Below are 17,676 nucleotides of genomic sequence, written 5' to 3'. Positions count from 1 at the left end.
TTGCTGACGATGCACACTAGCACGCGACGCGCGGGGCACAGGTTGGGACGAGTATTGTGGGTCAGGATGGGGAGCGTGCGGAGCGGTACGGGCGTGCCGACAAGAAGAGCTTCCGATTCCCGGGAGCGGGCGCCCGCGTGGCCAGCGCAGCGGCGTCGGGCACACGGCTGGCGGTCGACTTCGGCGAGCGTGTCGCGGGCAAGCCCAAGGGGGCCTCGGCGCCCGGCGGCGAACCTGGCCCGGGCGAAGGCGGTCGCTACGGCGTGACGGCCCATGCCGAGGGCCACTACCGCGACCTGCCGATCAAGGCCTCGCTGCAGACGGGCTCGGCCCTGCCCTGGCTGTCTTCCGACCCGAACGCGCCGGCCGTGCCGGTCACGCTGCGCGGCAACATCGGCCAGGCGCGGCTGAGCTTCGACGGCGAGGTGCGCGACCTGCTCGTCAGCCAGGGGCTGGCGGGCGACTACACCGTCAGCGGCCCGTCACTGGCCGCGATCGGCGAGCCGCTGGGCGTCACGCTGCCGACGACGCCGGCCTTCTCGATGCGCGGGCGACTCACGCGCGAAGGCCCGCGCTGGACCACCGCGGTCCGCCAGGCCACGATCGGCAAGAGCCAGCTCAGCGGCGAGTTCCAGTACGACAAACCCGAGAACGCCGTGCCGACCCTGACCGGCGAGCTGCGCGGCCGCGAACTCTGGCTCGCCGACCTGGGGCCGGCCGTCGGCGTGCCGGCCGAGCCAGGCGCCCCGAAGGCGAAGAAGGCCGCCTCGCGCGTCCTGCCGGACAAGCAGTTCGACCTGCCCTCGCTGCGGGCGATGAACGCCAATGTGAATGTGAAGCTCGCGCGCTTCGAGTCGGGCTCGGCGCTGCTGCAGGCGGCCGAGCCGCTGAACGCGCGCATCGTGCTGCAGGACGGCGTGCTGGAACTGCGCGACATCGATGCCCGCGTGGCCCGCGGCCAGGTCGCCGGCCTGATGCGCCTGGACGGCCGGGAGCCGAAAGCCCAGTGGCGGGCGCGGCTGCGCGTCAGCGGGGTGCACCTGGAGCAGTGGCTGAACCTGGAGCGCAAGAACGGCCAGCGCTGGGTGACCGGCGTGATGGGCGGGCGCATCGCCCTGGATGGCGTCGGACGCTCGACCGCGGAGCTGCTGGCCAGCGCCGACGGCCGCATGGTGCTGTACTGGACCGACGGCACCGTCTCGCACCTGATCGTCGAGGCCGCCGGCATCGACATCGCGCAGGGCCTGGGCCTGCTGGTGCGGGGCGACGACGCGCTGCAGGTGAACTGCGGGGTCGCCGACCTGCGGGTCAAGGACGGCATGGTGACGCCGCGGCCGATGGTGGTGGACACCAAGGACTCGGTGGTGCTGGTCGACGGCGACATGTCGCTGGCCACCGAGCGGCTGAACCTGATCGCCAAGGTCGATCCGAAGGACAAGAGCCCGCTGACGCTGCGCACGCCGCTGAACATCCAGGGGACATTGGGCGATCCGCAGCTCAGCCTGCAGAAGGGTCCGCTGCTGCGCAAGCTGGTGCCGGCGGCGGTGCTGGGCGTGGCCGTGGCGCCGCTGGCGGCGATCGTGCCGCTGATCGACCTGGGCGAGGACCCGGACGCCGAGAGCCTGCGAGCGCTGTCCGAATGCAACGCCCGGCTGGCCCCGGTGTCGAAGCGGAGGCCGGGATCGTGATAATGGGCGCCTCCTACCTGCCCACGCCCATGTCCACCGTTCCCGTCATCGATCCGACGCCCGGCACGCTGAACTGTTTCCTGGTCGAGGACAGCCCGCTCATCCGCGAGAACCTCGTGGCGACGCTGCAGGAGATGCTGGACCTGGCGGTCGTCGGCCAGGCCGAGGACGAGGCCGCCGCGCTGCGCTGGTTGCATGACGAGGCGGTCCCCTGCGACCTGCTGATCATCGACCTCTTCCTCAAGCGCGGCTCGGGCATGTCCCTGCTGCCCAAGGCCCGGCTGCTCCAGCCCGAGGCCAAGCTGATCGTGCTGACCAACTACGCCACCGCCGACATGCGCCAGCGCTGCGAGCAGCTCGGCGCAGACCGCGTCTTCGACAAGTCCAGCGAGCTCGACGAGCTCATCGCCTACTGCCTGGAGCTCGCGGCCACGAAGGCCTGACGCCGCCGGCGAATGCGGCCGTGGCGGTTCAATGCGCTCCGCCGGCGTCCACTGGCGCGCCCATCTTCGGCGGTCGCCGGGTCAGCCAGACGAAGGCGATCAGCACCAGGAACAGGATCGCCGAGGCCAGGAAGATGTCGTCCGCCGCCCGGGTGAAGGCCTGCTGGTCGACCAGCCGGTTCAGGTAGGCCAGCGCCTGGTCATGGCTGAAGCCCTGACGCTGCAGCGTCTCGATCGCCTGCGTCTCCGGCACGTCGCCCAGCGCCAGGCGCTCCGCCAGGTGATGGTGGTGCAGCGTCGCGCGGTTCTCCCACAAGGTCGTCGAGATCGACGTTCCCATCGCCCCCGCCGTGATCCGGACGAAGTTGGACAGGCCCGCCGCGGCGGCGATCCGCTCCGGCGTGATGCCGGACAGCGTCAGCGTCGTCAGCGGGATGAAGAAGAAGGCCAGCGCCCCGCCCTGCAGGATGGTCGGCACCATGATGGCCGCGAGGTCGGTGTCGGTCGTGAACCTCGAGCGCATCAGCAGCACGATCGCGAACACGACGAAGGCGAAGCTCGCCATCGCGCGAGGGTCCCAGACCGACACCTTGCGTCCCACCACCGGCGACAGCAGGATCGCCAGCACGCCCACCGGCGCCAGGGCGAAACCCGCGGCCGTGGCGGTGTAGCCCATGTGCTGCTGCAGCCAGAGCGGCAACAGCACGACGTTGCCGAAGAACAGGCCGTAGGCGATCGACAGCACCGAGGCGCCGAACAGGAAGTTGCGCCGCGCGAAGAGCCGCAGGTCCACCACCGGGTGGTCGTCGGTCAGCTCCCAGACGATGAACACCGCCAGGCCCACGACGGCGATCACCGCCAGCGCGACGATCTGGTTCGACGCGAACCAGTCCAGCTCCTTGCCCTTGTCCAGCATCACCTGCAGCGACCCCACCCACAGCACCAGCAGGGCCAGGCCGATGGTGTCGATCGGCAGCTTCTTCACCGGCGTCTCGCGGCTGCGGTAGATGCTCCAGGTCAGGCCGGCGGCGAACAGGCCGACCGGGACGTTGATGTAGAAGATCCACGGCCAGGTGACGTTGTCGGTGATCCAGCCGCCCAGCAGCGGCCCGACCACCGGCGCCACCAGCGTCGTCATGCCCCACAGCGCGAGCGCCGTGCCCGCCTTGTGCTTGGGATAGCTCGCCAGCAGCAGCGTCTGCGACAGCGGGATCATCGGCCCGGCCACCAGGCCCTGGAACACCCGCGCCGCCACCAGCATCTCCAGCGAATGCGCGAAGCCGCACAGCCAGGACGCCAGCACGAACAGCAGCACGCTCATCGTGAACAGCCGCACCGCGCCGAAGCGCTGGGTCAGCCAGCCGGTGAGCGGCACCGAGATCGCATTGGCCACGCCGAAACTGGTGATCACCCAGGTGCCCTGAACCGGACTCACGCCGAGATCGCCCGCGATGGCCGGCAAGGACACGTTCGCGATGGACGAGTCCAGCACATTCATGAAGGTGGCCAGCGACAGCGAGATCGTGCCCAGCACCAGGGCCGTGCCGGTCAGCGGCGGCGGCGCGCCCGGAGCGACGGCCGGGGCCGGTGCCGGCGTCGGTGCCGCATCCATGGAAGAGGAATTGCTCATTGCACGCGCGTGGTCGTCGAGGTCCTGGCGGCGGCCACCTTGCCCAGGTTGGCCGCGATGATCCGGTTCACCTGCTCGTCGGCGGCCTTCTCCTGCGTGTCGAAGATCGTCGTCTGCAGGCGCGGTGCGCTGGCGCCGGTCGCGGCGGACAGCATCTGGCCGCCCTGCTCACGGACGTCGACCTGCACGTCCATCGACAGGCCCACCCGCAGCGGGTGCTCCTGCACTTCCTTCGGATCCAGCGCGATGCGCACCGGCACGCGCTGCACCACCTTGATCCAGTTGCCGGTGGCGTTCTGCGCCGGCAGCAGCGCGAAGGCCGCGCCGGTGCCGGCGCCCAGGCCCTGCACCGTGCCGTGGTACTCGGTCTTCTTGCCGTAGACGTCCGCCTCCAGCGTCGCCTTCTGGCCGATGCGCAGCTTGGCCAGCTGGCTTTCCTTGAAGTTGGCGTCGACCCAGACCTGCTGCAGGCCGACCACCGCCATCAGCGGGGCGCCGGCGGCCACGCGCTGGCCCAGCTGCACCGAGCGGCGCGCGACCCAGCCATCCACCGGCGCGATCAGCTCGGCCCGTTGCAGCGCCAGGTAGCTCTCGCGCAGGCGGGCCGCGGCGCGCAGCACATTGGGATGCTCCTCGACCTTGACCCCGTCGGTCAGCACCTGGTTGGAGGCCAGTTGGTCCTTGGCGGCCTGCAGCGCGGATTGCGCGGCGGCGGCCTGCGCGCGGGCGGCGGTCAGCTGCGACTGCGCGTGTTCCAGTTCTTCCTTCCCGACCGCGCCGGTGGCGACCAGCGGCTGGCGGCGGGCGACGTCGGCCTGCAGGCGCTCCAGGTCGGAGGTGACGCGCTTGAGGTCGGCCTCGCGCACCTTGACCTGCGCCTCCAGGCCGCTGTTGTTGGCATACAGGGTGCGGACCTCCCGAACCGTCTGCGCCAGTTGCGCCTGCGCCTGCTCCAGCGCGACACGGGCATCGACCGGGTCCAGGCTGACCAGCTTCTGGCCCGCCTTCACGAAGTCGGTGTCGTCGGCATAGACGGCGCGGACGGTGCCGCCCACCAGCGGCGTGATCTGCACGACGTTGGCCTGCACGTAGGCGTTGTCGGTCGTCTCGTAGCGGCTGCCGACGATCCATTCATAGCCGCCATAGACCAGGCCGGCGACGATGACGGCCGCGGCGATGACGGTCAGGCCCTTCTTGCGGGTGCCGTTCTTGGCGGGAGCTTGCGTGTTGTTCGGGGGCGTTGCGCTCATGGTGTGCTCTGCGGAATGTCGTTGCGCGAGAGGCGCGGGAGTCGAGGGGGAGGTCGGCGGCGGACCGCCGGCGCCCGGAGAGGGGTTCGGTTCCTGTGGAGGGGTCGTCGTGGGACCGGGCGTTCAGCTGCGACCGGAAGACGCGGCCGTCTGCGCCTGGGCCGGGCGGGGCTCGGCATAGCCGCCACCCAGCGCGCGCATCAGGTTGATCTGCGCATCCACCGTCAGCGCCTGCAGGTCGATGCGGCCGCGCTGCTGCAGCAACTGGTTCTGCTGGGCGGTCAGCAGCGCGAGACGACCGGTCAGGCCGGCGCGATGGCGTTGCTCGGCCAGCGCGGCCTGGCTGTCGGCGTTGGTCACCAGCGCATCCTGCTGCGCGCTTTGCAGGCGCAGGGAGTCCAGCGTCGTGACCTGGTCGCTGGCGTCACGCACCGCATCCAGCACCGCGGCGTTGTAGCTGGCGATCGCCGCGTCCTGCTCGGCGGCGCTGCCGCGCAGGTTGGCCCGCAGCCGGCCGCTGTCGAACAGCGGCAGGTGCAGCGCCGGGCCGGCACCGAACTGGCGGCTGCCGCTCTTGAAGAGGTCGTCCAGCCCGATCGAGTTCAGGCCGATGAAGGCGGTCAGGCTGACGCTCGGATAGAACTGCGCGCGGGCCGCGCGGATGTCCTGGGCGGTGGCCTCGACCCGCGCCCGCGCGGCGGCCAGGTCCGGGCGGCGGCCCAGCAGGTCCAGATGGGGCGCCTGACGCCAGTCGAGCACGGCCGGCAGCGTCGCATCCAGCGAAGCGGTGGCCTTCGGCCCCTGCCCGGTCAGCGCGGCGATCTGGTGGCGCAACAGCGTCTGCTGCTCGCGCAGCACGACCTGCTGGCGCTGGATGTCCGGCAACGGCGCCTCGGCCACCCGCAGGTCCTGGCCGTTGTCCAGCCCGGCGGCGCTGCGCTGGCGCACCAGGTCCAGGCTCTGGTCGCGCAAGGTCTTCTGCTGCTCCAGCAGACGGCCCTGTGCCTGGCTGCGAGCCAGCGCGACATAGGCCCGGGCGACCGCGTTGGAGACGCTCAGCCGCGCGGCGGCCGCGTCGGCCTCGGCGGCACGCTGCTGGCCCAGCGCCGCCTGCAGCGCGGCGTCATGCTTGCCGAAGAAGTCGAACTCGTAGCTCAGCCCGGCCTGGATGTTGGCCAGCGTCTGCACGCTGCCGGCCAGCGGCGGCGGATAGATGCCGTGTTCGCTGAAGCGCTGGCGCGTCGCATCGGCCTGGAGCTCCGCCGCCGGCCGCCTGGCCGCTTCGGCGTTCTCGGTCATCGCCGCGGCGCGGGCGATGCGGGCCCGCGCCAGCGCCAGCGTCGGCGAGTTCGTGATCGCCTGGTCGACCAGCGCGTCCAGTTGCGGATCGCGGAAGGACTTCCACCATTGCGCGTCGAGCGCCTCGGCCGGGCCGGCATCGAGGCCCAGGCGCGCGGCGGCGTCGGCACCGTCGATCGGCCGGCCGGGTTCGGCCAGCTGGGGGATGGGCGCGCAGGCGGCGAGCACCATCAGCAGCGCCGCGCCCATGGCCAGGGCCAGCGTCGTGCGATGAAGGGATCGGGAGGTCATCGGGGGTTCCTCAGGGCTGTTGTTCTTGTGGAGGGGAAAGGTCAGGCGGAAGGTCGTCATCGGCGCGGGCGGGTCAGTCGTCCTTGTCGACCAGCGTCGACGACTCGGAACTCAGGCCGGCATCGCGGATCGCATGGCCATTGGCGACGATGCGCTGCAGCAGGCCGATCAGCGTGCGGAACTCGTGGTCGGTGAAGCCGGCCAGGTGATCGTTGAACACCTTGGACAGCACGCCCGGCGCCGCCGCCATCGCGTTCACGCCGACCTCGGTCAGCGAGACCATCACCACGCGCCGGTCCTCGACCGAGCGATCGCGGCGCACCAGGTTCTTCGCTTCGAGCCGGTCCAGCAGCCGGGTCATCGCGCCGCCGTCCATCGCCAGTTCGCGGGCCAGCGCCGCGCTGGACATCGGGCCGTTGAAGCGCAGGCGCAGCATCGGCGCCCACTGGGCGTGGGTCAGGTCGTGCGCGCCGAGCATCTTGTCGGCCTGCAGCACCATCGACTGCTTGATCTGACGCAGCAGCCAGCCCAGGCTGGGCTCGGATGTGAAGCTGTCGGCGCTGTAGAAATCGGCGGGGGGCGGCAAGTTGGGACTCATGGCGTCGGCTTTCTGACTTCGGCTTTTCGGGAGGCAGCTACCGGAAAGACTTGATGACAATTATTGCTTAGGCAATGATTGCCTTGCCAATCACTGCCTGGGATGGGCTTTCGCCGGGTGGGGACTTTCCCGCCGCACGGCCCCCCCTAAACTGATCCGATGTCCGCCATGTCCTCCTCGACGCCTCCGGGCGCCTCGCCTTCCCCCGCCACGACGCCACCGACCGGCTCATCCGCTGACGCTCAGGCAAACGCCGTGCGCAGCCCGCCCCCCTTGCGGGCGATGGCCCCGGCGCTGTGGCCCTTCCTCCGGCCGTACCGGGGGCGGATCGCCGCGGCGGTGGTCTTCCTGGTGCTGGCGGCGGCCGCGACGCTGGTGTTCCCGATCGCCCTGCGCCAGTTGATCGACCAGGGCCTGGTGGCCGCCGACCCCGGCGAGCGGCTGATGGCGCTGCGGGAGCACTTCCTGTGGCTGTTCGCGACCGGCGCGGCGCTGGGCGTGTTCTCGGCGCTGCGCTTCTATGCGGTGAGCTGGCTCGGCGAACGGGTCAGCGCGGACCTGCGCACCGCCGTCTACAGCCATGTGCTGCGGCAGAGTCCGGAGTTCTTCGAGACCACCCAGACCGGCGAGGTCATCAGCCGCATCACCACCGACACCACGGTGATCCAGAGCATCGTCGGCTCCAGCCTGTCGATGGGGCTGCGCAACCTGATCATGGGCGTGGGCGCGGTGGCGCTGCTGATCGCCAGCAACCCGTGGGTGATGACGCAGGTGCTGGGCATCCTGGTGCTGGTGGTGGCGCCGGCGATGTTCTTCGGGCGGCGCGTGCGCCGCCTGTCGCGGGCGAGCCAGGACCGCGTCGCCGACACCAGCGCCATCGCCGCGGAGATGCTCAACGCGATCACCGTCGTGCAATCGCATGCGCAGGAAGCGCGGGAGGCGGCCCGTTTCGACGCCGCCAGCGAGGCCGCCTTCGACACCGCCCGCAAGCGGACCCGGGTGCGGTCCTTCCTGGTGGCCTTCATCATCACCGCCACCTTCGGCGCGCTGCTGTGGGGCTTGTACCAGGGCACGCAGGCGGTGATGGCCGGCCGGATCAGCGCGGGCCATCTCGGACAGACGGTGGTGTACGTGATCCTGCTGGTGTCGTCGGTGGCGGTGCTGGCCGAGGTCTGGGGCGACCTGCTGCGCGCCGCGGGCGCGACCGAGCGGCTGATGGAGCTGCTCGCCGCGCAGTCACCGGTGGCGGATCCGGCCGCGCCGGTGGCGCTGCCGGCCTCGACCGGCCCGGCGCGGGTCGCCTTCGAGCAGGTGCGCTTCCACTATCCGTCGCGGCCGGACCGCGCCGCGCTGGACGACTTCACCCTGCGCATCGAGCCCGGCGAGACCGTCGCGCTGGTCGGGCCGAGCGGTGCCGGCAAGAGCACCGTGCTGCAGCTGCTGCAGCGCTTCTTCGACGTCCAGTCCGGGGCGCTGCTCCTGGACGGCGTGCCGGTGGATCGACTGCGCCTGGCGGAGCTGCGCGGGCGCATGGCGCTGGTGCCGCAGCAGAGCGTGATCTTCTCGGCCAGCGCGCTGGACAACATCCGCTATGGCCGTCCGGACGCCAGCCGCGAGGCGGTCATCGCCGCGGCCCGGGCCGCGCATGCGGACGAGTTCATCCGCCAGCTGCCCCAGGGCTACGACAGCTTCCTGGGCGAGCGCGGTGTGCGCCTGTCCGGCGGCCAGCGCCAGCGCATCGCGATCGCGCGGGCGATGCTGCAGGACGCGCCGCTGCTGTTGCTCGACGAGGCCACCAGCGCGCTGGACGCCGAGAGCGAGCGGCTGGTCCAGCAAGCGCTGGACGAGGCGATGCGCGATCGCACGACGCTGGTGATCGCGCACCGGCTGGCGACGGTGCAGCGCGCCGATCGCATCGTCGTGATGGACCACGGCCGCATCGTCGAGCAAGGCACGCATGCCGAGCTGGTGGCGCGGGGCGGGCTCTACGCGCGCCTGGCGGCGCTGCAGTTCAATGCCTGACGCCGGGCGGGACCCGCCGGCTTCTCTAGAATCGCGCCCCATGACCGCAGACACCTCCTCCGCACGCCCGGTGCGCAGCCAGTACGAAGACTTCATGCGCCATGTCTACGAGCATGGTGTCGCCAAGGGCGACCGCACGGGGACGGGCACGCGCAGCGTCTTCGGGCACCAGATGCGCTTCGACCTGAACGAGGGCTTCCCGCTCGTGACGACGAAGAAGGTGCACTTGAAATCGATCATCCTGGAGCTGCTGTGGTTCCTCCGGGGCGACTCGAACGTCAAGTGGCTGCAGGAGCGCGGCTGCACGATCTGGGACGAGTGGGCGCGCGAGGACGGCGACCTGGGGCCGGTCTACGGCGTGCAGTGGCGCAGCTGGCCCAAGCCGGGCGGCGGCCATGTCGACCAGATCGCCGAGGTGGTGAAGCAGCTCAGGACCAATCCCGATTCGCGCCGGATCATCGTCTCGGCCTGGAACGTGGCGGAGCTGGACCAGATGGCGCTGATGCCGTGCCACGCCTTCTTCCAGTTCTACGTGGCCGACGGCAAGCTGTCCTGCCAGCTGTACCAGCGCAGCGCCGACATCTTCCTGGGGGTGCCCTTCAACATCGCGAGCTACGCGCTGCTGACGCAGATGCTGGCGCAGCAATGCGGACTGGGACTGGGCGATTTCATCTGGACCGGCGGCGACTGCCACATCTACGCGAATCACTTCGAGCAGGTGCGGACGCAACTGGCGCGCGCGCCCTTCCCTTACCCGACGATGCACATCAAGCGCCAGCCGGCGTCGATCTTCGACTACGAGTTCGATGACTTCGAGCTGAGGGACTACCAGCACCATGCGCCGATCAAGGCGCCGGTGGCGGTGTGACGACCAGGCGGTGCGCGTCCGGGGAGACCTGATGCGGTCGGCGAGTGCGCTGTCGACGCGAGGTCAGGTCGCGGGGCAGGCGTCTTGCGGATCGATCACCGATGCCCCTGGCGACGGGGGCGGCCCGGCATTCGCCGGGCCGTGCCGTCATCAATACGAGTAGCTCACATACACCGCCCCGATCGGCGCGGTCGCGCGGCGGGTCAGCGGGCTCTTGCGCGCATCACCGAGCAGCCGCTGTGCACCGACCATCCCGGTGATGCTCCAGTCCGACGACAGCTTGTACTGCCAGCTCACGCCGCCTTCGGCCATGTGCGCGCCCGCCTTGGGCGTGAACACCGCGTAGCCGGAACGCGCCGACTGCGCGGCGGTCACGCCGTGATAGGTCTGCATGTACTTCCTGTCCGCCGCGCTGGCCGACACCGAGAGCACGACCGTGTTCCTGCCGTCCGACAGCACCGTGGCCGCGGCGCCCAGGCTGTAGAGCGCGCCATTGGTCCGCGTCGTGATCGGCTGCTCGGTGGCGACCTGCAGCTCGAGCCAGTCGGTCACCGCATAGCCCAGCGTCAGATTCGCCGTGGCGCTGCCCTTCACCTCGCCCATGCCGCGCAGGTGCTTGCTGCCGCTGCCGCCGCCCAGGCGGCTCGTCTCCTTCTCCTCACGCTTGCCGCGGTAGCCCAGTGCTGCGCTGTAGCTCAGGCCGCCGGTCGATCCCGCATAGCCCAGGCCACGCTGCGTGCTCGCGAAGAAGCCGCTGGCATGCGCGTACTCCAGCCCCAGCAGCGGCGAGACCAGGCGCTCGTCCGAACCGGGGTAGCGGGTGGTGACGGCCAGGCCGCCCTGGACGACGACGGTGGATGTCGGCGCCGCTGCGGACGCGGGCGTGGTCTGCGCCTGGGCCGCGAGGCTCAGCGGCAGCAGCAGGACGACGGTGGCAACGGGGGAAAACTTCATGGATGTGGTCATGTCGATCATGGAAAAGAAGACCGCCGCTCGATCGCTCGAGGACCGGCGGCCATGGGGAACGCTCACTCGTAGCGCTGGAAGGGACGGCATTCGCCGGACAGGCGCATGTCTTGCTCCCGGCGATCAGTGATGCGATAACGGCCGTTGCACCATTCGGCCGCGGTGCGCTCGCAGGCGGCCCAGCCTTCGGGCCCGCCGCAGGTGACGACGAAGTCGCCGCGTCCATGCGCCGCCAGCAGCGGCTCGACGCTGGCGGCGCAGGCGCTCAGCGCGCAGACGATCACGCAGGCCGGCGTTGCGGGCAGCCCGCGCCGTGGTCGGGCGCAAGGCCCGCGCGCTGGCGGCTGGAGGTCGGATACGGCAGTCACTTCATTGCTCCCTGAACTGCGCCAGACGGGGCCTGGAACGCGTCGGCAGTGTCAAAGCGGTCCATGAAGCCGACCTGTTCCACGCATGAAGAAAGCATGAAGCGCCACGGGCCGCGGCAGGCTCCGGGCGCATCGTGCTGGTGCCGGCCTGGCTGGAGATCCGCCTGGCGATGCGGCCCTGCCGGCGAGTGCATCGCACCGCATGACGCGGAAGGCAGTGGACTGCGGGTGCGGGTGGCGCTGCCGATGGCTCGGGAAGGCGGCGAGCCGGGATAGCGCACGGCGGCGCAACTTCCGCTTGTCCTACACGCGGGTGCACCGCTCTCCGGCAGAGGCAGGTCCCAAGCCTCGGTACCGTTCACGGCAACGCTTCAGAGGACGCCATGACCACCCACCTGCCGACCACCACCGCCGACCATCTGCTCGGCCGCCCCTTCGACTCCCTGCTCGATCACGCCGCGACGGTGCCCGGCGCCCGCCGCTTCGACGGTGTCGCCGCGGCGCATGCCGCCCATCAAGCCGCGCACCACGCGGCCTCCCAGGCCGCCTTTCGAGCCGCACCGCACGCCGACGATGTCGAGCGTCAATGCTCGGCACGCCGCCTCAGCGACGCGGCGCTGGACGCGATCGCCGAACTGGCGGTGCTGACCGACACGACGGACGAGGCCACCCTCGAATCGGCTTGCCGCCAGGCCATCGCCCAGGATCCCTGCCACATCGAGTCCTTCGCTCGGCTGACCGCCCTGCTGAGCCGCCAGGGCCGCCACGACGAGGCGCTCGAGCTGATCGACCAGGCCGTCGGCTGGTGCGGCGACATCGCCTCGCTGTATCACTTCGCCGGCTGCGTGCTCGAGAGCGCGGGCCGACTGCCGCAAGCCATCGCCTCGTTCGAGCAGGCGCTCGACCTCAATCCGGCGCTGGCCGAATCGCATTACCGCCTCGGCGCGCTGTGCGAGCGGCTCGGCGAGCCGCGCGCATCGGCGGCGCACTTCCGCGTCTATCGCCGCCTGGTCGACGAGAACCGCTCGAACCAGCGCCTCAGCTGAACCCCTCGAGCGCCGCGACCGGCGCCCCGCCCCGCGGGGCGCCCGTTAGCATCGGCGCATGACCGCTTCCGCCACTCCGCCCGCCGCAGTCCCGTTGCACCTCGGCATCGTCGGCTGTTCCGCCGAAGGCGCCGCCCTCTGCTACCGCACGATCTGCGCCGAAGGTGCCGGGCTGCTCGGGCCGCACGCGCATCCCGAGATCAGCCTGCACACGCCCTCGCTGCACCGCTACGTGGAGGCGCTGGACCGCGGTGACCGCGAGGCGGTCGCTGCCCTGATGCTCGATTCCGCGCATCGCCTGCAGGCTGCGGGCGCGCAGTTGCTCATCTGCCCGGACAACACCATCCACCAGGCCTTCGACCTGGTCGAGCCGCGCTCGCCGCTGCCCTGGCTGCACATCGCGCGGGTGGTCGCGGACGAGGCGCGCCGGCGCGGCTTCCGCCGGGTCGGCGTGCTGGGCACGCAGTGGCTGGTGCGCAGCGAGGTCTATCCCGAAGCGCTGGCCGCCGCCGGCATCGAGGCCGTCCGCCCGAGCGACGCGTGGCGAGACGAACTGGGCGCCCGGATCATGGACGAGCTGGTCCCGGGCCGGCTGCAACCCGGCACCGTCGAGCGCTTCCAGCGCGCCATCGATGCGCTGCGCGAGCGCGGCTGCGAAGCGGTCGTGCTGGGCTGCACCGAGATCCCGCTGATCATCGACGACGCCAACGCGTCGCTGCCGACGCTCGATTCGACGCGCCTGTTGGCGCGGGCTGCGCTGCGGCGGGCTGTCGCTCAATAGCGCTCGGGCACGAACATCTCCGGCGGTACCGGCTGGCGCGCATAGTCGTCGTGCCGTTCTCGGTCGGGCAGGCGGACCTCCGCCCGCTCCACCTCGTGGTACGGGAAGTGGTCCAGCAGGTGCTGGATGCAATTGAGGCGCGCACGCTTCTTGTCGTCCGCGGCCACCACCCACCAGGGCGCCTCGGGGATGTGGGTGCGCTCCAGCATCACTTCCTTGGCGCGGGTGTAGTCCTCCCAGCGCCGCCGCGACTCCAGGTCCATCGGCGAGAGCTTCCACTGCTTGAGCGGGTCGTGGATGCGGCCCAGGAAACGCAGGTGCTGCTCCTCGTCGCTGATGGAGAACCAGTACTTGATCAGCGTGATGCCGGAGCGCACCAGCATGCGCTCGAACTCGGGCACCGAGCGGAAGAACTCCTCGACGTCGGCCTCCGAGCAGAAGCCCATCACCCGTTCCACGCCGGCGCGGTTGTACCAGCTGCGGTCGAACAGCACGATCTCGCCGGCCGCCGGCAGATGGGGCACGTAGCGCTGGAAGTACCACTGCGTGCGCTCGCGGTCATTGGGCGCCGGCAGCGCGACGACGCGGCACACCCGCGGATTCAGGCGCTGGGTGATGCGCTTGATCGCGCCGCCCTTGCCCGCCGCGTCGCGGCCCTCGAAGAGGATCACCACCTTCTGGCGCGTGTGCTGCACCCAGTCCTGCAGCTTCACCAGCTCGCGCTGCAGCCGGAACAGCTGCCGGAAGTAGGCGATGCGCTCGCCGTGCGCGCCGTCGCTGCCGCCCTCGTCGAGCGCGCGCAGCGCCTCGTCCACGTGGCGGTCCTCGATCTCGAGTTCCAGTTCCTCGTCGTAGCCGTCCTGCAGGTCGCGGCGGATGCGCTCGACGAGCGCGTCGTGATCGGATGCTGGGCTCATGGTGCCGGAAGGGTCGGAGCTGGGGACCGGCCATCATTCGCGGCCCGGGTGACGGCTTCGTGACGAGCGCGGCGCCGCACCGGCGCCGCCGCAAGGCCTACCTTCGTACAGGTCGCGCAGACGAGGGTCGGATGGGCGGACGCGCCCGCCTTTGATGTGATCGCCTCCGCATTCACAGCCCCTTGCGGAGACCCCATGTTCCAGAAGTCCCTTCCCCCAGCATTGACCGAGGCGATGGCCGCCTCCGACCGGTCGGCCGCGGCCTCGCCGACCTCCCCGGCCTCGGGCGACACGGCGGGCCGCCGCCGCTTCCTCGCCACCTCCGCCGTTGCCGGCGCGACCGGCCTGGGCCTGCTGCCGGTGGCGGGCGCCGCACGCGCCGCCAGCGGCGACGCGACGGCCAGCATCACCCTGTCCGGCGGCGACACCACCGCCCTCACCACCGCGGTGCCGATCGGCGACTTCTCCATCCGACGCTTCCGCATCGAGGTGCCCGATGCCGCCCTCGCCGACCTGCGCCGCCGCGTCGCCGACACGCGCTGGCCCGATCCGGAGCTGGTGCCCGACGGCTCGCAGGGCATCCAGCTCGCGCGCCTGCGCGCGCTGTGCGACTACTGGAGCCATGCCTACGACTGGCGCCAGGTGGAGCGCCGCCTCAACGCCCTGCCCCAGTTCATCACGCAGATCGACGGCCTGGACATCCACTTCCTCCACATCCGCTCCAGGCATGCCGACGCGCTGCCGCTGGTCATCACCCATGGATGGCCGGGCTCGATCCTGGAGATGCTCAAGACCATCGGCCCGCTGACCGACCCGACCGCGCACGGCGGCCGCGCCGAGGACGCCTTCCACCTGGTCATCCCGTCCATCCCCGGCTACGGCTTCTCCGGCAAGCCGCGCGAGCTGGGCTGGGGCCCGGAGCGCGTCGGCCGTGCCTGGGATGTGCTGATGAAGCGCCTGGGCTACCGCCGCTACGTCTCGCAGGGCGGCGACCACGGCTCGGTGATCTCCGACGCGATGGCGCGGCTCAAGCTCGACGGCCTGCTCGGCATCCACGTCAACATGCCGCCGACGGTGCCGCCCGAGCTGGTCAAGCCGATCAACGCCGGCGATCCGCCGCCGCCCGGGCTCTCCGACGCCGAGCGCTCGGCCTACCTCACCCTGAGCCGCTTCTTCGGACGCAACGCCGCCTACGGCGCGCTGATGGTCACCCGCCCGCAGACCATCGGCTATGCGCTGTGCGACTCGCCGGCGGCGCTGGCCGGCTTCATGGTCGAGAAGATCATCGAGTGGACCGACAGCGGCGGCGATCCCGAGCGCGTCCTCACCAAGGACGAGATCCTGGACGATGTCACCCTCTACTGGCTGACCAACACCGGCGCCTCGGCCTCCCGCTTCTACTGGGAGAACAACAACAACAATTTCAGCTCGGCCCACCAGCGCACCACGGAGATCACCCTCCCGGTCGCCGTCACCGTCTTCCCAGGCGAGATCTACCGCGCGCCGCGCTCGTGGACCGAGCGCGCCTATCCGTCGCTGGCCTACTTCAACGAGGTGGACAAGGGCGGCCATTTCGCGGCCTGGGAACAGCCCGAGCTCTTCGCCCGGGAGCTGCGCGCCGCCTTCCGACGGCTGCGCTGAGCGCACGGGGGCGGTGGGAGGGACCGGACCCGTCGCCCGGTGGGGCCGCCGCCCGTAAACTCGCCACCCGGCGCGACCTTGTCGTCGCGTCGCGCCGCCGCCCTTTCCGTCCCTCGCCGAAGCTGCCATGCCCCACCTCACCCTCATCGCCGCGCTCGACCGCGATCGCGGCATCGGCCGCGACAACGGCCTGCTGGTCCGCCTGCCCGAGGACATGGCGCGCTTCAAGGCGCTGACGCTGGGCCACACGGTGATCATGGGTCGCAAGACCTGGGACTCGATCCCGGTCAAGTTCCGCCCGCTGGTGCAGCGGCGCAACCTGGTGCTGTCGCGCCAGCCAGGACTGCGGCTCGAGGGGGCGGAGGTCTTCGCCACCCTGGACGCGGCCCTTGCCGCCTGCGGTGCCGACGAGGCCGTCTTCGTCATGGGGGGCGCCCAGGTCTATGCGCTCAGCCTGCCGCGCGCCGACGCGCTGGAGCTGACCGAGATCGACGCCCGCTTCGAGGCCGACGCCTTCTTCCCGCCCGTCGACCCCCAGGTCTTCGCCGAGGTCTCGCGCGAGCGCCACCACAGCCCGGCCGATCGCGGCCACGACTGGCACTACGATTTCGTCCGCTACGAGCGCCGCCGCTGAGCGAGCGCCTTCGGCCCGGCCCCTCGGCCGGTCGCATCCCCGACCCGCACCATCCGTCTTCCGTTTTCCGACTTCCTCCTGTTTCCATGTCCGGCAATCACTTCCACGTCCACGGCCCGCACGACCACGAACTCGAACACGCCGCGCACCATGAACCCAAGGGCCTGGCCGGCCAGTTGGCCGTGATCACCGCGGTGCTGGCCACACTGGGCGCCTTCTTCTCCTACATGGGCGGCGCCACCCAGGCCAACGCGGGGCTGTTCAAGAACAACGCCGCGATCACCAAGACCGAGGCCGCCAACCGCTGGAACTACTTCCAGGCCAAGAGCAGCAAGCAGAACCTGGCCGAGTTCGCGCTGGACCTGACGGTCAGCGAGGAACAGAAGGCCAAGTACCGCGAGAAGATCGCGCGCTACGAGACCGAGAAGAACGAGATCAAGGCGCAGGCCGAGAAGCTGGAAGCCGAGTCCACCGACTGGGACCGCAAGAGCGACGACCAGCTGCACCTGCATCACCGCTGGGCCCAGGCGACGACCGCGTTGCAGGTGGGCATCGCGCTGGCCGCGATCGCACTGCTGACCAAGCGCCGCTGGATGGAATACGCAACGCTGGGCGCCGGCGCAGTCGGCATCGGCCTGGGCATCGCCGCCTGGCTGCACGTCTGAGGCGCGCCTCCCGGTCAGGCGCATCGAGGGCCGCCCCCTCAAGTTCAACGGCAAGCTGCCGATAGCGAAGGGATCACCGTCGCCGCCTCCAGAGCGGCGCGGGACTGCCGCCAGGGAGGCGCTTCGCATGAACTTCATTTCCTCGACGGGCTCGGGCCTGCTCGACCGGCTGGCCGCCAGCCGCGCGGCCTCGTCCTTCCGCCCCGCGGGCGTCTCGGCGCGCGCCGCTGCCGGCGAGGCCTCGACCGCCGCGCCGGCGCGCACGCGCGTGACGCTGGACGCTGCGGCCGCCGACGATGCGGTCTACGCGCGGCCGGCCGCGCCCGGCACCGGGCCGCGGCGCGTCTGGGCCACCGCCGGTGACGACGGCTTGAGCGAGCTGATGTCTCGCAACAGCGGCAAGGACGCCCGCACCCTGTCCGACCGCTGGCGCGGTCTGGGCGGCGCGCTGCTCAAGCAACTGGCCGACACCGGCGAGCGCTACGCGCAGACGCTGGCGGAGGTCGTGCCGATGCCGGCCGACGGCGGCGCCACCGATCCCGCCGCGAGCACCGACCCCGCCGCCGCGG

Annotated in this window: 16 protein-coding genes and 1 pseudogene; 10 read left to right on the top strand and 7 right to left on the bottom strand. The window is 71.0% G+C overall.

Going from position 1 to position 17,676, the window contains the following annotated elements:
* Nucleotides 1-137: 137 nt before the first annotated feature.
* Nucleotides 138-1,688, top strand: a complete 1,551-nt coding sequence (locus tag CS062_RS23125) for an AsmA family protein (protein ID WP_099864046.1) — start codon at nucleotides 138-140, stop codon at nucleotides 1,686-1,688.
* Between the two features lie 29 nt (nucleotides 1,689-1,717).
* A complete protein-coding gene (locus CS062_RS23120) occupies nucleotides 1,718-2,131 on the top strand; it encodes a response regulator (RefSeq protein ID WP_099864052.1) in 414 nt (137 codons plus the stop codon).
* Between the two features lie 28 nt (nucleotides 2,132-2,159).
* Here the strand turns inward: CS062_RS23120 and CS062_RS23115 are convergent, their stop codons facing one another.
* The 4 genes from CS062_RS23115 to CS062_RS23095 all read right to left on the bottom strand — a co-directional run bounded on the left by CS062_RS23115 (nucleotide 2,160) and on the right by CS062_RS23095 (nucleotide 7,199).
* Nucleotides 2,160-3,761 carry a DHA2 family efflux MFS transporter permease subunit gene (locus tag CS062_RS23115; protein ID WP_099864044.1) on the bottom strand — a complete coding sequence of 534 codons (1,602 nt, stop codon included), beginning with the start codon at nucleotides 3,759-3,761 and terminating at the stop codon, nucleotides 2,160-2,162.
* Nucleotides 3,758-5,011: an HlyD family secretion protein gene (locus CS062_RS23110; RefSeq protein ID WP_099864042.1), complete on the bottom strand. Its 1,254-nt coding sequence runs from the start codon at nucleotides 5,009-5,011 to the stop codon at nucleotides 3,758-3,760. Before CS062_RS23110 ends, CS062_RS23115 begins: the two co-directional genes overlap by 4 nt.
* A 123-nt stretch (nucleotides 5,012-5,134) precedes the next feature.
* Nucleotides 5,135-6,601: an efflux transporter outer membrane subunit gene (locus CS062_RS23100; RefSeq protein WP_099864050.1), complete on the bottom strand. Its 1,467-nt coding sequence runs from the start codon at nucleotides 6,599-6,601 to the stop codon at nucleotides 5,135-5,137.
* 73 nt (nucleotides 6,602-6,674) lie between these two features.
* The gene (locus CS062_RS23095; RefSeq protein WP_099864039.1) at nucleotides 6,675-7,199 is read right to left on the bottom strand and encodes a MarR family winged helix-turn-helix transcriptional regulator; all 525 of its coding nucleotides are present in this window, start codon (nucleotides 7,197-7,199) and stop codon (nucleotides 6,675-6,677) included.
* Between the two features lie 282 nt (nucleotides 7,200-7,481).
* Here CS062_RS23095 and CS062_RS23090 point away from each other — a divergent pair, with 282 nt between their 5' ends.
* The gene (locus CS062_RS23090; protein WP_233218220.1) at nucleotides 7,482-9,221 is read left to right on the top strand and encodes an ABC transporter transmembrane domain-containing protein; all 1,740 of its coding nucleotides are present in this window, start codon (nucleotides 7,482-7,484) and stop codon (nucleotides 9,219-9,221) included.
* A gap of 40 nt (nucleotides 9,222-9,261) precedes the next feature.
* On the top strand, nucleotides 9,262-10,089 hold the full coding sequence (locus CS062_RS23085; RefSeq protein ID WP_099864036.1) for a thymidylate synthase: 828 nt from the start codon (nucleotides 9,262-9,264) through the stop codon (nucleotides 10,087-10,089).
* A gap of 150 nt (nucleotides 10,090-10,239) precedes the next feature.
* Here the strand turns inward: CS062_RS23085 and CS062_RS23080 are convergent, their stop codons facing one another.
* Both CS062_RS23080 and CS062_RS23075 read right to left on the bottom strand, forming a co-directional pair.
* Complete coding sequence (locus CS062_RS23080) at nucleotides 10,240-11,043, bottom strand: MipA/OmpV family protein (protein WP_158238905.1); 804 nt, start codon at nucleotides 11,041-11,043, stop codon at nucleotides 10,240-10,242.
* A 74-nt stretch (nucleotides 11,044-11,117) separates the two neighbouring features.
* The gene (locus CS062_RS23075; protein ID WP_143742471.1) at nucleotides 11,118-11,423 is read right to left on the bottom strand and encodes a hypothetical protein; all 306 of its coding nucleotides are present in this window, start codon (nucleotides 11,421-11,423) and stop codon (nucleotides 11,118-11,120) included.
* A 383-nt stretch (nucleotides 11,424-11,806) separates the two neighbouring features.
* Between CS062_RS23075 and CS062_RS23070 the strand changes: the two genes are divergently transcribed.
* Entirely contained in the window at nucleotides 11,807-12,469 is a 663-nt protein-coding gene (locus tag CS062_RS23070; protein WP_099864031.1) for a tetratricopeptide repeat protein, read from the top strand.
* Nucleotides 12,470-12,527: 58 nt separating this feature from the next.
* On the top strand, nucleotides 12,528-13,250 hold the full coding sequence (locus CS062_RS23065) for an aspartate/glutamate racemase family protein (protein WP_099864029.1): 723 nt from the start codon (nucleotides 12,528-12,530) through the stop codon (nucleotides 13,248-13,250).
* Here the strand turns inward: CS062_RS23065 and ppk2 are convergent.
* The gene (ppk2, locus tag CS062_RS23060) at nucleotides 13,244-14,167 is read right to left on the bottom strand and encodes a polyphosphate kinase 2 (RefSeq protein WP_099864027.1); all 924 of its coding nucleotides are present in this window, start codon (nucleotides 14,165-14,167) and stop codon (nucleotides 13,244-13,246) included. The two genes, CS062_RS23065 and ppk2, sit on opposite strands and share 7 nt — an antisense overlap.
* A 234-nt stretch (nucleotides 14,168-14,401) precedes the next feature.
* Between ppk2 and CS062_RS23055 the strand changes: the two genes are divergently transcribed.
* From CS062_RS23055 to CS062_RS23040, 4 genes and pseudogenes are all read left to right on the top strand, one after another.
* On the top strand, nucleotides 14,402-15,808 hold the full coding sequence (locus CS062_RS23055; protein ID WP_099864048.1) for an epoxide hydrolase family protein: 1,407 nt from the start codon (nucleotides 14,402-14,404) through the stop codon (nucleotides 15,806-15,808).
* 127 nt (nucleotides 15,809-15,935) lie between these two features.
* On the top strand, nucleotides 15,936-16,442 hold the full coding sequence (locus CS062_RS23050; RefSeq protein ID WP_099864026.1) for a dihydrofolate reductase: 507 nt from the start codon (nucleotides 15,936-15,938) through the stop codon (nucleotides 16,440-16,442).
* 86 nt (nucleotides 16,443-16,528) lie between these two features.
* Nucleotides 16,529-17,107, top strand: a complete 579-nt coding sequence (locus CS062_RS23045) for a DUF4337 domain-containing protein (protein ID WP_099864024.1) — start codon at nucleotides 16,529-16,531, stop codon at nucleotides 17,105-17,107.
* A 127-nt stretch (nucleotides 17,108-17,234) separates the two neighbouring features.
* Nucleotides 17,235-17,676 (top strand): annotated as a pseudogene (locus tag CS062_RS23040) (hypothetical protein); the annotation flags it as partial.

Source organism: Roseateles chitinivorans (genome assembly GCF_002761755.1).
In the GTDB taxonomy this organism is placed as follows: Bacteria; Pseudomonadota; Gammaproteobacteria; order Burkholderiales; family Burkholderiaceae_C; genus Roseateles; species Roseateles chitinivorans.
This window is presented reverse-complemented; position numbering and strand designations above follow the sequence as displayed.

Bases quoted from the DNA above. Each gene is read 5' to 3' on its own strand.
- CS062_RS23120 (WP_099864052.1), top strand. From the start codon at position 1,718: ATGTCCACCGTTCCCGTCATCGATCCGACGCCCGGCACGCTGAACTGT.
- CS062_RS23115 (WP_099864044.1), bottom strand. From the start codon at position 3,761: ATGAGCAATTCCTCTTCCATGGATGCGGCACCGACGCCGGCACCGGCC.
- CS062_RS23110 (WP_099864042.1), bottom strand. From the start codon at position 5,011: ATGAGCGCAACGCCCCCGAACAACACGCAAGCTCCCGCCAAGAACGGC.
- CS062_RS23100 (WP_099864050.1), bottom strand. From the start codon at position 6,601: ATGACCTCCCGATCCCTTCATCGCACGACGCTGGCCCTGGCCATGGGC.
- CS062_RS23095 (WP_099864039.1), bottom strand. From the start codon at position 7,199: ATGAGTCCCAACTTGCCGCCCCCCGCCGATTTCTACAGCGCCGACAGC.
- CS062_RS23090 (WP_233218220.1), top strand. From the start codon at position 7,482: ATGGCCCCGGCGCTGTGGCCCTTCCTCCGGCCGTACCGGGGGCGGATC.
- CS062_RS23085 (WP_099864036.1), top strand. From the start codon at position 9,262: ATGACCGCAGACACCTCCTCCGCACGCCCGGTGCGCAGCCAGTACGAA.
- CS062_RS23080 (WP_158238905.1), bottom strand. From the start codon at position 11,043: ATGAAGTTTTCCCCCGTTGCCACCGTCGTCCTGCTGCTGCCGCTGAGC.
- CS062_RS23070 (WP_099864031.1), top strand. From the start codon at position 11,807: ATGACCACCCACCTGCCGACCACCACCGCCGACCATCTGCTCGGCCGC.
- CS062_RS23065 (WP_099864029.1), top strand. From the start codon at position 12,528: ATGACCGCTTCCGCCACTCCGCCCGCCGCAGTCCCGTTGCACCTCGGC.
- ppk2 (WP_099864027.1), bottom strand. From the start codon at position 14,167: ATGAGCCCAGCATCCGATCACGACGCGCTCGTCGAGCGCATCCGCCGC.
- CS062_RS23055 (WP_099864048.1), top strand. From the start codon at position 14,402: ATGGCCGCCTCCGACCGGTCGGCCGCGGCCTCGCCGACCTCCCCGGCC.
- CS062_RS23050 (WP_099864026.1), top strand. From the start codon at position 15,936: ATGCCCCACCTCACCCTCATCGCCGCGCTCGACCGCGATCGCGGCATC.
- CS062_RS23045 (WP_099864024.1), top strand. From the start codon at position 16,529: ATGTCCGGCAATCACTTCCACGTCCACGGCCCGCACGACCACGAACTC.